The organism is Methylomicrobium album BG8, from assembly GCF_000214275.2.
Classification (GTDB): Bacteria; Pseudomonadota; Gammaproteobacteria; order Methylococcales; family Methylomonadaceae; genus Methylomicrobium; species Methylomicrobium agile.
Map to the genome: position 1 here is coordinate 682408 of NZ_CM001475.1, position 13622 is coordinate 696029.

General features: G+C 56.4%; 7 protein-coding genes and 2 pseudogenes. 5 read left to right on the forward strand and 4 right to left on the reverse strand.

Annotation, left to right across the window (positions count from 1 at the left end; all coding sequences use genetic code 11):
- Positions 1–6 precede the first annotated feature (6 nt).
- From uca to METAL_RS22065, 4 genes and pseudogenes are all read left to right on the forward strand, one after another.
- Positions 7–3621, forward strand: coding sequence for an urea carboxylase (gene uca, locus METAL_RS02890; RefSeq protein ID WP_005369455.1), 3615 nt, complete (start codon positions 7–9; stop codon positions 3619–3621).
- The gene (gene atzF, locus METAL_RS02895; protein ID WP_005369456.1) at positions 3621–5429 is read left to right on the forward strand and encodes an allophanate hydrolase; all 1809 of its coding nucleotides are present in this window, start codon (positions 3621–3623) and stop codon (positions 5427–5429) included. Before uca ends, atzF begins: the two co-directional genes overlap by 1 nt.
- Positions 5430–5569: 140 nt before the next feature.
- Entirely contained in the window at positions 5570–6871 is a 1302-nt protein-coding gene (locus tag METAL_RS02900) for a porin (RefSeq protein WP_005369458.1), read from the forward strand.
- A gap of 78 nt (positions 6872–6949) precedes the next feature.
- Positions 6950–7054 (forward strand): annotated as a pseudogene (locus tag METAL_RS22065) (IS200/IS605 family transposase); the annotation flags it as partial.
- A gap of 217 nt (positions 7055–7271) precedes the next feature.
- On the opposite strand, the gene METAL_RS02905 reads toward METAL_RS22065, so the two are convergent.
- From METAL_RS02905 to METAL_RS02920, 3 genes and pseudogenes are all read right to left on the reverse strand, one after another.
- Positions 7272–7568 (reverse strand): hypothetical protein, encoded by a 297-nt coding sequence (locus METAL_RS02905; protein WP_005369460.1) that lies wholly within the window; start codon positions 7566–7568, stop codon positions 7272–7274.
- Between the two features lie 65 nt (positions 7569–7633).
- Positions 7634–8475: pseudogene (locus METAL_RS20375) on the reverse strand (IS5 family transposase).
- Between the two features lie 204 nt (positions 8476–8679).
- Positions 8680–9558, reverse strand: a complete 879-nt coding sequence (locus tag METAL_RS02920) for an IS982 family transposase (RefSeq protein ID WP_005369466.1) — start codon at positions 9556–9558, stop codon at positions 8680–8682.
- A gap of 437 nt (positions 9559–9995) precedes the next feature.
- Between METAL_RS02920 and METAL_RS02925 the strand changes: the two genes are divergently transcribed.
- Positions 9996–10373, forward strand: a complete 378-nt coding sequence (locus METAL_RS02925; protein ID WP_245549455.1) for a hypothetical protein — start codon at positions 9996–9998, stop codon at positions 10371–10373.
- A gap of 15 nt (positions 10374–10388) precedes the next feature.
- Here METAL_RS02925 and METAL_RS02930 read toward each other — a convergent pair whose 3' ends face one another.
- Positions 10389–13586, reverse strand: a complete 3198-nt coding sequence (locus tag METAL_RS02930) for a conjugal transfer protein TraG N-terminal domain-containing protein (RefSeq protein ID WP_005369470.1) — start codon at positions 13584–13586, stop codon at positions 10389–10391.
- Positions 13587–13622: the final 36 nt, after the last annotated feature.

Below are 13622 nucleotides of genomic sequence, written 5' to 3' on the forward strand. Positions count from 1 at the left end.
GGAATCATGTTTACCAAGGTGTTGATCGCCAACCGCGGCGAAATTGCCTGCCGCATCATCGCCACGCTAAAAAAGCTCGATATCCGCAGCGTTGCTGTCTATTCGGAAGCGGATGCGCATGCGCTTCACGTGCAGGAAGCCGACGAAGCGGTCTGTATAGGTCCGTCCGCCCCTGCCGACAGCTATTTGCGCACCGACCGGATATTGGACGCCGCTCTGTCCACCGGCGCCGAGGCGATCCATCCCGGCTATGGTTTTTTGAGCGAAAATGCCGATTTTGCCGAACAATGCGCGGCTCATGGCGTCGTGTTCATCGGCCCGACGCCGGACATGCTCCGGCAGTTCGGACTCAAACATACAGCGCGCGCGCTCGCGGAAGCCAATCGAGTGCCGCTATTGCCCGGCACCGACCTTTTGTCCGGCATTGAACAGGCGGAAAGCCTCGCCGAAGTGATCGGTTATCCGGTCATGCTTAAAAGCACCGCCGGCGGAGGCGGTATAGGCATGCGCCTGTGCCGCAACAAAAACGAGCTGCAGGATGCGTTCGGCATCGTGCAGCGGCTCAGCGCTGCCAACTTCAAGGACGGCGGTTTGTACCTCGAAAAGTTCGTCCAGCGCGCCCGCCACCTCGAAGTGCAGATCTTTGGCGACGGCCGGGGCCGCGTGCTGCATCTCGGCGAGCGCGACTGCTCTGTGCAGCGACGGAACCAAAAAGTGATCGAAGAAACACCCGCCCCGAATCTGCCGGAGGCGATGCGCGACTCGCTCTACCGGCATGCGCTTGCGTTGACCGCCGCCGTGAATTACCGCTCGGCCGGCACGGTGGAGTTCGTTTATGACGAAGACGCATCTGCATGCTATTTCTTGGAGGTAAATACGCGGCTTCAGGTTGAACATGGCGTGACCGAGGCCGTGACCGGCGTTGATTTGGTCGAGTGGATGCTGCGCCTCGCAGCCGGCGAATCGGATTTTCTGGACACTTATCGGCACCGGCCGCAAGGCGCGGCGATGCAGGTGCGGGTCTACGCGGAAGACCCGAACAAAAACTTTCAACCATCAGCGGGCCTTTTAACCGATACGCGCCTTCCGCAGCATATCCGTGTCGATCATTGGCTCGAAAACGGTTTGCTGGTGACGCCGCATTACGATCCCTTGCTCGCCAAGATCATCGTGCACGGCGATACGCGCGCCACCGCGCTTCTGCAGATGGAAACCGCGCTGGACGCCACGCACCTGGCAGGCATTGAAACGAACCTGGCCTATTTGCGGCAAATCGTCGCCGACTCCATCTTCCGCGGCGGCCGGCAAACGACCGCGTATCTGAATCAATTCCGCTACTGCGCCCTTACGATCGACGTGCTGGAGGCGGGCACCCAAAGCATGATTCAGGACTATCCGGGACGCCTGGGGTATTGGGATGTCGGGGTGCCGCCTTCCGGCCCGATGGATCCTTTCGCGTTCCGTCTGGCCAACCGGATACTCGGCAATGCAGAAGATGCGGCTGGGCTCGAAATGACGATCCACGGTCCGACGCTCAGATTTAATCTGGATGCCCGGATTGCGCTGACCGGCGCGGCGATGAGTGCCGAACTGAACGGCGAAGCGGTCCCTTTTTGGCAGCCGGTGGTGGTCAAGGCGGGCGATACGTTGAAACTAGGCGGTATTATCGGCCAGGGTTGCCGCACCTACCTGGCGGTCAGCCACGGCTTTGACGTGCCCGAGTATCTCGGCAGCCGCGCGACATTCGCGCTCGGCAAGTTCGGCGGCCACGGGGGGCGGGCCTTGCGGGTCGGCGATGTGCTCGCGGTGCGGAAAGAGAGTTCCGGCTTGACGGAAACGCGGATTCGAAAAGCCGCTATACCCGATTATCGAAACGACTGGACCATCGGCGTGCTGTACGGCCCGCATGGCGCTCCCGATTTTTTTACCGAGGCGGACATCGAACAATTTTTCTCGACCGCCTGGGAAGTACATTACAACTCGAATCGGACCGGCATCCGTCTGATCGGGCCGAAGCCGGAATGGGCGCGTCCCGACGGCGGCGAGGCCGGGCTGCATCCGTCGAACATTCACGACAATGCCTATGCGGTCGGCACGGTGGACTTTACCGGTGACATGCCGGTGATCCTGGGGCCGGACGGCCCGAGCCTCGGCGGTTTCGTGTGCCCGGCGACGGTCGTAGGCGCCGACTTGTGGAAGCTCGGCCAGCTCAAGCCCGGCGACACGATCCGTTTTCACCGCCTTACGCGCGAAGAAGCCGCCGCGCTCGATAGGTCCCTTGAGCAGTTCATCGCGGCGCCGGAGCAGGCCTTGCCGCCGCAGTTACCGGCCAGAACGGAGACTCGCGTCGGCGAAGACTGTGTCCTGAAACGGCTTCCGGAATCCCCGGCCAGCCTGGCGGTCATCTATCGCCAGGCCGGCGACAGCTATCTTCTGGTCGAATACGGTCCTCTGGTGCTGGATTTGAATCTGCGGTTTCGGATCCACGCATTGGTCGAATGGCTCAGGACAGAGCGGATTTCCGGGATCGTCGATCTGACGCCGGGCATTCGCTCGCTGCAGATTCATTACGACCGCAGATTGCCGTTGTCCAGGCTGATGGACATTCTGGCGCAAGCCGAAGCGGAATTGCCGGCGATCGATGAAATGGAAGTGCCCTCGCGGATCGTGCATTTGCCCTTGTCCTGGGACGATCCATCAACGCGTTTGGCAATCGAAAAATACATGCAATCGGTGCGCAAGGATGCGCCCTGGTGCCCGAGTAACATCGAGTTCATCCGCCGGATCAACGGCCTCGACAGCATCGAGCAGGTGCGCGAGATTCTTTTCGACGCCAGTTACCTGGTGCTGGGTCTCGGCGATGTGTATCTCGGCGCGCCGGTTGCGACGCCGATCGATCCCCGTCATCGCCTGGTCACGACCAAGTACAATCCGGCCCGCACCTGGACGCCCGAAAATGCGGTCGGGATCGGCGGCGCCTATTTATGCGTCTACGGTATGGAAGGGCCGGGCGGTTACCAGTTTGTCGGGCGCACCGTGCCGATGTGGAACCACTACCGGCAAACCGCGGATTTTCAGGACGGCAAGCCATGGCTGCTGCGGTTTTTTGATCAGATCCGCTTCTTTCCGGTCACGGCGGACGAACTGTTGCGCTACCGAGAAGACGTGACCCGGGGCAGAATCAAGCTCGACATCCGCGAAGAAACCTTCAGCCTGCGCCGCTACAACGAGTTCTTGCGCGCGCACGCTGCCGAGATTGCCTCCTTCAAATGCCGGCAGCAAGCGGCATTCGACGACGAACGCGAAAGCTGGAATCGTACAGGCCTGAGTTACGCGGATGATCATGCGGTCGCACAGGCGTCCGCCGATACCGAACTGGATTTGCCGGCCGGCGCAAGACCGGTGGCCAGTCACATGGCCGGCAACGTCTGGAAGGTTTTGGCCAGGGAGGGCGAATGGGTCGATCAAGGCGATCCGTTGGTCATCGTCGAGTCGATGAAGATGGAATTCGACATTCTAGCCCCCCAAAGCGGCCGTATCTGGAAAGTGTTTTGCAGCGAAGGCGGACCGATTGCGGCCGGCCAGGATTTGTTGATTTTGCAGGACGAGGAGCACGCCTGATGGCCATCCCTTACGAATTACCCCTTGCGCTCGATATGGCAGCCTTGCGGCAAGCCTATATGGACCGCCTATTGACGCCGACCGGGCTCGTCGAGAGGTTGTGGCAACGCCTCGAACACATCCCGAATGACGGCGTCTGGATCAGCCGGCTGTCCCGCGAGGATTTGATCGGCTACGCCGCCGCGTTGGAGCGGAAAAGCCCGGACGAATTGCCGTTATACGGCATTCCATTTGCGATCAAGGACAACATCGATCTGGCCGGCTTGGAGACGACCGCCGCCTGTCCGTCCTTTGCCTATCGCCCGGAAAAATCGGCTTTCGTGGTGCAGCGGTTGATTGCGGCGGGCGCGATACCGATCGGCAAAACCAATCTCGACCAGTTCGCGACCGGCCTGGTCGGCACCCGTTCGCCCTACGGTATTTGCAGAAACGCTTTCGATGCCGATTACATCGCGGGTGGCTCAAGCTCGGGTTCTGCGGTAGCTGTTGCCAAAGGCCTGGTCAGTTTTGCGCTCGGCACCGATACCGCCGGCTCCGGCCGCGTGCCGGCGGCATTCAACAATCTCGTCGGAGTGAAACCCAGCCGCGGGCTGCTCAGTGCTTCGGGCGTCGTACCGGCCTGCCAAAGCCTCGATTGCGTTTCGATTTTCGCGTTGAGCGCCCAGGATGCCGAGCGGGTTTTGCAGGTCGCTCAGGCTTACGACAGGCTCGATCTCTACGCCCGCCCCGACGATCCCAGGCCGATGTGGCCGGGCTTTCCGGATACCTTCCGTTTCGGCGTTCCGGAGTCCGGGCAACTGGCTTTCTTCGGCGATCAGGACGCCAGGGCCCTGTTCTATCAGGCTGTCGATGAGCTTTCCGAACTCGGCGGGGAAGCGGTTGCGGTCGATTTTGAACCTTTTCTTGAAGCGGCGAAACTGCTGTATAACGGCCCTTGGGTCGCAGAGCGCTACGGCGTCGTCAGGAAGATGCTCGACCGCGACCCGGACGCCTTGTGGCCGGTTACCCGGGAAATTATCGCCGCCGGCGCGGAGTTATCGATGGCGGATGCCTGGAAAGCCTTTCACAGGCTTCAGATCTTGAAGCGGCAGGCCGATAGTCTTTGGAAACAGGCGGATGTCCTGCTCACGCCCACGACCGGTACGATCTATCGGATCGATGAAGTCGAGGCCGAACCCATCAAACGCAATACCGATCTCGGCTATTACACCAACTTCATGAATTTGCTCGACCTGTCCGCGATTGCTTTGCCCGCGGGATTCCGTCCCAACGGCCTGCCGTTCGGCATCACGTTGTGCGCCCCGGCGTTTTCCGATCGCTTATTGTTGGCCTTGGCGCGGCGCCGCGAAATCGCGCGGCCGCACACACTGGGAACCAGCCGCCGGTATCCGGCGGCTCTCGAAGCGGCAATTTCCTATTCCAAGCCCGAGTTTACCGAAGTCGCTGTTTGCGGAGCCCACCTCTCCGGGATGCCTCTGAACCATCTGCTGACCGATCGCGGGGGACGCCTGATCCGGACCGTCCGGACGCAACCTCTTTACCGCTTGTATGCCTTGCCGGACGGCAAGCGTCCCGGACTAGTCAGGCGCGCCGGCGGAGCCTCGATCGAAGTCGAAGTCTGGAAGCTGCCGACGACGGCTTATGGCGAGTTTGTCGCCGAAATCCCGGCCCCGCTCGGTATCGGCTGGGTCGAACTGAACGACGGTTCTCGGGTGCAGGGCTTTCTTTGCGAGGCCTATGCTTCCGAAGAAGCCCGCGACATAACCGTCTTCAATAGCTGGCGAGCGTATCTCGCGCGCCCCTCGTAGTCGACACGGGCCGCTTCCAGGCCATTTTCCCCGATCTTCGCCGCATACGATCTCGCTGGCCTTGTAGCAAGCGAGTCAGGCCGGCTTGCGCATAAATTTTACGATTTATTTTTTTCACAATGTTTTCGAGAGGTTTCAGCATGACCCATAAATTCCATCTATTTCGCACCTTGGGAGCAGCCTTGCCGATCGTGTTCGCGCCCGGAACGCTTTACGCCGAAGACCGTCAGGGCCTCCTGGACGGCCTTTCCTTCATCAACGAGTCATCCTGGTTCAAAGACAGCGGATTGTATCTGAACGCCTGGGCGGATATGGGAATTGTCTATAATGCCAATGATCCCGAGGATAATTACAACGGTCCGGTGGTCTTCGCAGATCGCGCCAATGAATTCAATTTGAATCAACTGGTTGTCCAGCTTTCGCGCGATATAGACACGAAAGGCAACGACTGGGATATTGGAGGACGCTTCACTTTTATGTACGGCAGTGATGCGCGTTTCAATACGATTAATCCGTACGGAAAAGGCCACTGGGACAATGATCTGATCAGCGACGACACGCGTTTTTATAAAATCGCGATGCCGAATGCTTACCTCGACATCTTAGCGCCCATCGGCAACGGCCTGACTGCGCGTATCGGGCGCTTTTATACGATCATGGGGTATGAAACCGGGTTGTCGCCGGACAACTTTTTTTATACCCATCCTTATACTTTCCAATACGGCGAACCTTTCACCCACTTGGGGATGACCCTGACTTATCCTTTCTCCGATCAGTTCAGCGTGGTCGCAGGTGCAGTCACCGGCGGACACACTTCCCTGAACGGAGTATTGGACGGCAACGGCGGCTGGGATGGTTTCGATGAGAACCTGAACATCTGGAATTTTCTGGGCGGCCTCTTCTGGAATTCAAAAGATCAGGCAACCCGGCTTGCGATGTCCGTCATTACCGGCGACGTAAACAGCGACAGCGCGCTGGAGGATTTCCGGTTGCAAAACGGCTTCGAGAAAAGAGACAATCGTACATTTTACAGTTTTGTGCTCCAGCACGATTTTACCGAACGCTGGCATTATGTCCTGCAGCATGACCACGGCATCGAACAGCAGCATCCGCTGAACAATTTTCGCACCGCCGAATGGTACGGGGTGCAGACGCAAACTCGTTACGACCTGTCCGATACCCTGGGCATTGGCCTCAGAGCCGAATGGTTTCGCGATGACGATGGCGTTCGCGTCGGCCAGATGTGCCCCGGATGCGCCAAACTGGCCAGCGGCCCTGCCAGTTATTACACTGTATCCGCAGGCTTGAACTGGAAGCCGGTCAAATGGGTAGCGGTCAGACCAGAAATTCGTTACGACTGGGCGGACGGAATAGACAATTACGATGCAGGCAATAAAGATCATCAACTGTTGTTTGGAGCCGATATCGTCGTTTCGTTCTGATTTTCCATCACAAGGTTTAAACCACCGGCTTTAGCCGGTCAGCTTTAGCTGCGAAAATAGAGCACAAGGAGGTGTGAGATGGATTACAGATACGGAAGCCATACGGTTTGCCAGATTGAATATCATTTTGTGACGGTAACAAAATTGGGCACAGTATTATTTTCTGTTCAATCGTTAGTGAAATGACGGAAAGGATGATTAAACCGTATTTGGAGTATCACATGGGTGCCTAATCCCAATGACGATTTTTAAGATGAAGCCCGGTGAAGACGCGTCGTTTAGCCGACGCTTATCCGGACTTTCAGTCTGTAACGCAAACCCACCGGCTTCTAGCCGGTGGTTGTTTAGTGAATTGAATTGAAGTGAGTTAAATGAAATTTTCCTTATTGAAAAACAACGGTTAGCGGCACGTGTAAACCCGGGCTTCGGCTTCTCCGTTCCATCCCCCAATCGTTCTGAAATTCGTATAGACAATATCGGTAGCCCTTAAGGCACCGGCTTTCCGGATGGCATTGACTTTGGCAAGCGGCTTCCATTCCAAATGCTTTCCATATCCGGAAAATCCGTCAATAATGCCTAGAAATTGGCAATTTTTTATAGCTGATTCAGTTACTTCTAATGGAGTGGCATACGCCGAGATGATGAGGCTTGCAAACAAAATAAAGGCGGCAGCGATACGAAAAGTATTGGATATCATGGCACAAATCCTCCCATTACAACTGTTTTTAATTATCAGATCGTTAATAGTTGTACGTCATTGCACTAAGAGCCTATCCCAATAGCTCCGAAGCGCCAGGTGATGAGGCCGCAGGCTAAGTGGAGCATGGACAAATAAGACGCCGCATGTTTCTCCCCGCGGATTAGGATCCGGCGAAACCGATTCATCCCGTTGGGGGTGCGCTCCACGATCCAACGCCGTGCCTTAAAGTCGGCCTCGCGCTTGAGGGACTGCGCTTCTTCACCGCGTACCCCGGATAGGCGCCGTATAACCGAACGCCTCCGCCAACTCGCGAATTTCCTCATAGTCGTAGCCTTTGTCCTGGCAGCGGTTTTTCGGTGGCTCAGGTGTCGGTTCGGGGCGCGGGATAACAATCGCCGCCCCGGTGGCACGCGTCAACTTCATGTCATTCCGGTTCGCGCCGTCAATCACCTCACTGACCAGCAGTCCCGCCGCGTCGGTCAATAGGTTTCGCTTGACGCCTTGCTTGCCGCGATCGGTGGGATTGCGCCCGACTTTTTTCCGCCTCCGCGAGCGGGGGTTTGCTCATCGCTCCATCCAGAGACAACCACGATCAATCCACTCCTTTCAGTCCGTCATAGGCCAATAGCCCTTCCTGCCAGAAGGCTTAAAAGACGCCGGCCTAGGTCCATTCCAGAAAGCGCCGATGCGCCGAGCTGCTGGAACAGAGGCCGGTGGCGTTTAGCGCATTCCATGGGCAGCCGGTGCGCAGCACGAACAAGATCGCGTTCATCGCCTGCCGATCCGGAACGCGAGGATTGTGGCAGCCCAAATGATGGGACTTACGGGGCGGCAACAAAGGCTCCATCCGCCCCCATAAGGCATCCGAAAGCCGCCAGCCATCGTCTTTTATCGCTAATCCCATACTGTATACTTCTTCAACAATCGTTTCAGTTTTAGAGGTCTCTTGCCAGACCGAGGTTCCTACTGAGATAGGCTCCTACCGTGCTATTGATGCGGCGGGCGACACTGCCTATGCTAATGCTTCTGTAAGCAAGCTTCATAACCATATGGCAATAGGCTTAGGCTATAGTTCCAATCCTAATTAACCTGAGTTCGGGATAAGCCATTATGTCTGAGGTACCAGATTCACTTTAAGTAATGAGAGCGTGGGTTTGTTATCGCACAGGCAGTAAGCGATGATGCCAGACATCAGGTTAACGACGAAGTTGCCCACCGAACGATGGCGGGTGTGTTCAATCTGACACAAGTTTTTCAATTCGTCAAAGACCGTCTCGATCAAAGCGCGTCGGCGCAGGATGGCTTTTTCAAAGTCGGTGCGGGGCACAGGTTTCATATTCTTTCTGAGTGGGGTAATGAGCTGGATCCCCAGCCCGGCCAGGGTTTCAGTCAGCTCTTTGCTCAGATAGCCTTTGTCGGCGAACAGCTGGCCGAAGAGCCCTTGGCATAACTCCGGCATGGGCTTACGATCGTCGACATTGCCGGGTGTCAGTTTGAGGCCGATCAGCTGGCCTTTCGAATTGATGATCGCATGGAGCTTCAAGCCATAGAACCAAGCCCATCGAGGTCTTGCCGCGCTGAGCAAGCCCTGGAAGACCTGGTGGCGCCGAATGCGCCGGTTATCGCAGACCGCTAACGCGGTGGCATCGGCAATAGAAATCCCGTCACATTCGCCCTTGAACAATATGAACAAGGCGGCCAGCGGCACCACGCAGCGGGGCAGGAATTCGACGCAACGGGGATAACTGGGGAGTCTGGGAAATTCGGCGCGCAGATGGCGGCAGACATAGCCCAGGTAGGAGGACTTGAGCTGGCGGATGCGCAACTGATGAAACAGAATGGACAGCGTCATTAACTCCGATAGACTCAAGGTGCTGGGCCGCTGGCGCCGTTTCGCCCCGCTCGCTAACAGATGGCGTTTCCATGGCGGCTCAAACACCCGGCAAAAATCGTCGATCAGACAAAAAAGTTCGGTTAAACTGTCCATGAGCGCATCCCGATTCCCTTCAGATTAGTTTGCTAAACAGAATCTTACGCGAAAAAGGAGGTGCCTCTCTCAAGATTTTCTTATCCCGAACTCAGGTTATTCATACTAATCTTGGAAGTCGTCAGGTCAAGGCCAAAGTTTTATAGATATTGGCAACTGAGTCTATATGAAGTACTATAGACAGTATTGAGTTCTATTGGAGGCTCATCATGCCCTCATTCTCATCTCCTTCAAGCCATATCAAACTATCCCCCCGTCCTCTACCAGCTGACTCGGTAAAAGCTAGCTTTGCCGGCCAGCATAGCACTGTCAATTGCAATGTTTGTAACAGGACCATGGTACCTCGGGTGATCAGTTATTATGGCCAGCCGTTACGGTCCATTTGTCCCTTTTGTGGCGCGACCTTCAGTAAATTTCCCAGCGGATTGCAGCGACTGATGCAGCGTTTTCAAACGCGCCGCTTGTCGTTTGCTGCCTTTGCATGGATGGTAGTTCTAGCGTTAGGCTTTGGCTTGCTCTGGTGGGTGAGTGATTGGGCAATCTTACCCGTAAATCTAACCTTTATCGCGGCATTAGGAAGCGTCGGATTTGGTCTATTGGCCTTGGCTGAACTGTTTGTACAGGGCGTGGAACATCTCGCCGCCAGACTGTCTCACGAGAGCACTTATTATTGGACTGGATTGATTTTAATAGCACTGATCATTGCCAACCAACGGGATTTTATGATCAATTACTGGCTGATGCTCTTTTCCATCGTCCTTCTGATACGTTGGGTTGTTGTTGGCAGTATGCGCATGCTGATTAGAAACAAGTAGCAGTCGGATCGATTATTAATCGCTCACCCGTCCGCGTGCCCGATTGAAGTTACCAATCTGATCGATCAGATCCTTTCGGTTCTGCCCGGCCGCACTGCGTAGCAAATTTGCGATATTGTTGCCGTCGATGTCGCCTTCTTCCTCAAGCAGTTTTTGTTTTGCCTGCCCCAAGCTGCCATTGTCTTCACCGCCGACGGCAATTCCGGCAAAGGCCTCGAACATGGCGGCGCGATAATAGGCTTGTTGGCTCGGCGTCAGTTTGTCGGCTACTTCATTGACTCGGTGATCGGCCCAGATTTGTGAAGCTTGTTCAAACCCGGAAGACGACTCTGATGCGGCGAATTTAAGCGCATCCCAGTAATCCGCGCCTGTCGAAAGCGCCTCTTGAAAGCTTCCGGTAAATTGGTGGATAGCCTCACTGCTGGCAGCACCGACAGCTTCAATTGTTTTAGCCGTATCATAGAGACTGCCGCCCAGCATGTTGTATGACCACTCCGCAGCTGATGGCGTATTGTTGGCGGCAGCTGCTAACGCGTTTCTAAAATGTTCGGCTTTGAGTTGCCTCATCTCGTCAACCCCGGCATTCGTCTGTTGATCCAAACGCTCGAGGCTCTGCTGATGATCGGCCGCAATCGACTTTTGACCAGCCGCCATCCGGCCACCTGTCGTGTTGATCTGGCTTTGTGCTCGGTGAGTAGCGGCTTCAGCTTCGGGTCGAGGATCAGCCAGGTCTGCGCGTTCAACCAGAGTTTGAGCCGCACCGAAGATGGGTGTCTGGGATTTCAGGTTTTCGTTTTTCCCTGAATTCCAGTCAGCGTCCGATGTTGGCGCATGAAACGCATAGCCCAGTAACTGGTAACCCGCAATTTCCGCACTACGCGACTGTTGACTATCCAAGGTTCGATAGCGGGGTGAGGAAAAGCCGGTTAACAAGGACATGCCTGCCGCCGCATAGGCCTGATCGCTATTGGCCATCCAACCGACCGATTTCCATTGCGAAGCCAATCGTTGCGCATCTCCGCGAAGGCCATACTGATCCAGCGCTTGATCCAGTCGTTCCATCAAGGCGCCGTCACTGGCCAGCCGCAATCCGGTCTCCGCAGCGCCAAAGCTGGCCTGGGCCCCGAAGCGTTGCCCGGCGGAGACCGTTTGTTGATAGGTTTCCGAGGCGAAAACGGCATCGGTTGCACTGTGTTGTAACGATGATAGCGATTGGTTTTGCAAGCCCATCGAGGCCACGTTACGGGTGCCGGATTGCGCGTCCAGAGCCAAACTTTTCGCGAGCCCCGCCTGATAACCCTGGCTGTCCGTCACCGTTTGCGCAATATCCGCGGCAATCGAATCGGATTTGTCCTGGCCGACTTTAAAATCGTTCTGTAACCGCCCTGAAATAGCAGCGCCCAAGGCTGCCTCGGACAATTTGGTGCCGGCATTCGCGCTGCCGGCCACCAATGCCGAGAAGTGATCCGCTGAAATACCGGTATCGCTATGCTTCTTGGCAAACGTTTCCCCGAACTGCCGGTTATAGGCATCGGTATGGCTGGAGCTGCTGGCGATTTGCTGACCGAGGGAATGGCTGTCAAACGCATCGTTGGTGATGCTGTGGGTTTTTGAAGCCGTTGCTGACACGTTGTGCATGAAGCTGCTCGTGGCTTGTTCGGATGCCTGAGAGGCGGACGCCACGGCGGCGTTCAGGTCTCGCCCTGCGGAAAAAGTTGGCAAGACTTTGTCGCTTCCGCTCATAGTGACCGCCGACAGGGGGCTGTACTGATGCAGCGGTTGTGCGTTCAGTAATGGCCCGGGACTGACCACATCCGGCGTCGCGATTTTCTCGTTGACATAATCGCCGCCGTCCATCCGTCCCAGAAAATGCGTGGCGGTCACGGCGCCGCGGTAAATCAGCATCAAGGTGATGGCCGGTGTCGAGGCCGCCAACATGCCGCCGATCGAGAGCCATTGCTGTAATTCCATATCGAGCTGGTAAATGCCCATCATCGACGGCAGATTGTAGTTGGCGGAAGTCAACGCCGTCATTTTGCCGGCCGCCGACATATTGATGAACAGATTCACCACCGCCAGAATCGGCATCCATAACTGGATCCAAAGCAGCATGGAAAAGTAACCGATGTTCATCCGCAATCCCACGCTGCCAAACAGCACCACGAACGCCATGATCGGGGCAATCGCATAGCTCAGGCCCTCGATAAAGGCCATCATGGGCCGGACGATCCTGGAAAACAACGTTTGTTCCGCCGCCCACTGGGTATTGCGTTGCTGGATGGCTTGTTCGATCATCGAGGCTTTGGTCCAATGCATCGCATCCTCATGTCGGCCAATGACACCTTTTTCGAACATCGGCATAATCGCCGACATCAACATATAATCGGTCGCATTAATGACGCCGGGACCGGCCAGGGCATCGAAGGCCTCCTGAATTTTCGGCACGGTATCGCTCGCCGCGGCGACGCCCAAGGTCTGCTGCAACAGGTTTTCCAGGGAGGTAGCGAAAGCGCCATTCGCCACCACGCCTAAATCCGCCCAGGCATCGGTACAGGTTTTGGTTTGCGGCTGGCTACCGACATAGATTTCGGTCATGTAAATGTCGGAGTCGAACCGAAGCGCATTGAGGGGATCGGCATCGCGCAAAATGGCGTCGACCGATTTCAGATTCAAATCCACGCCGGTCAGGGTGCATTCGCGGACATAATTGGCAAAGGACGTTTCCATGTCGCTGCCGGCATTGGGAGCATTGGCGGCGCCCAAGCCGACTCGGGAGAGCAGGTTCCTGCGAACCGCGGTCAAGGTTTGCAAACTATCGGCAAAACCATGGCCGGTCATCGAGGGCAGGGCAAAGGCCTGTTCGAACAGGCGAGTCGACCGATACCCCAGATTCGACATGACGCTGCCAACGACGGCCGGTCCCAACGGCACGTGGTCGACCACGACCACGCTGCCGGTATAAGCATCTTCAATCGCGACTTTGACGGAAGGTGCATACAGCATCAACCACAAAACGTAAGCCAGAAACAGATCCTGATAGCGAATGCCCCGGCCATCCCATTGCAGTAAAGCCCGCACCATGATGATGATCACGCCGATCAAGCCGCCCACGCCGGCGGCGGTGCGGTAATCGCCGGTTCCGGAAATCATCGCGACCGCATTTAACACGGCTTGCAGGTAAGCGGAATCGCCGACGGAGAAGATTTCGAACATAGGGACCTGACGTGAAAGGGCTGAGGAACAATAATG

Bases quoted from the DNA above. Each gene is read 5' to 3' on its own strand.
- uca (WP_005369455.1), top strand. From the start codon at position 7: ATGTTTACCAAGGTGTTGATCGCCAACCGCGGCGAAATTGCCTGCCGC.
- atzF (WP_005369456.1), top strand. From the start codon at position 3,621: ATGGCCATCCCTTACGAATTACCCCTTGCGCTCGATATGGCAGCCTTG.
- METAL_RS02900 (WP_005369458.1), top strand. From the start codon at position 5,570: ATGACCCATAAATTCCATCTATTTCGCACCTTGGGAGCAGCCTTGCCG.
- METAL_RS02905 (WP_005369460.1), bottom strand. From the start codon at position 7,568: ATGATATCCAATACTTTTCGTATCGCTGCCGCCTTTATTTTGTTTGCA.
- METAL_RS02920 (WP_005369466.1), bottom strand. From the start codon at position 9,558: ATGGACAGTTTAACCGAACTTTTTTGTCTGATCGACGATTTTTGCCGG.
- METAL_RS02925 (WP_245549455.1), top strand. From the start codon at position 9,996: ATGCAGCGTTTTCAAACGCGCCGCTTGTCGTTTGCTGCCTTTGCATGG.
- METAL_RS02930 (WP_005369470.1), bottom strand. From the start codon at position 13,586: ATGTTCGAAATCTTCTCCGTCGGCGATTCCGCTTACCTGCAAGCCGTG.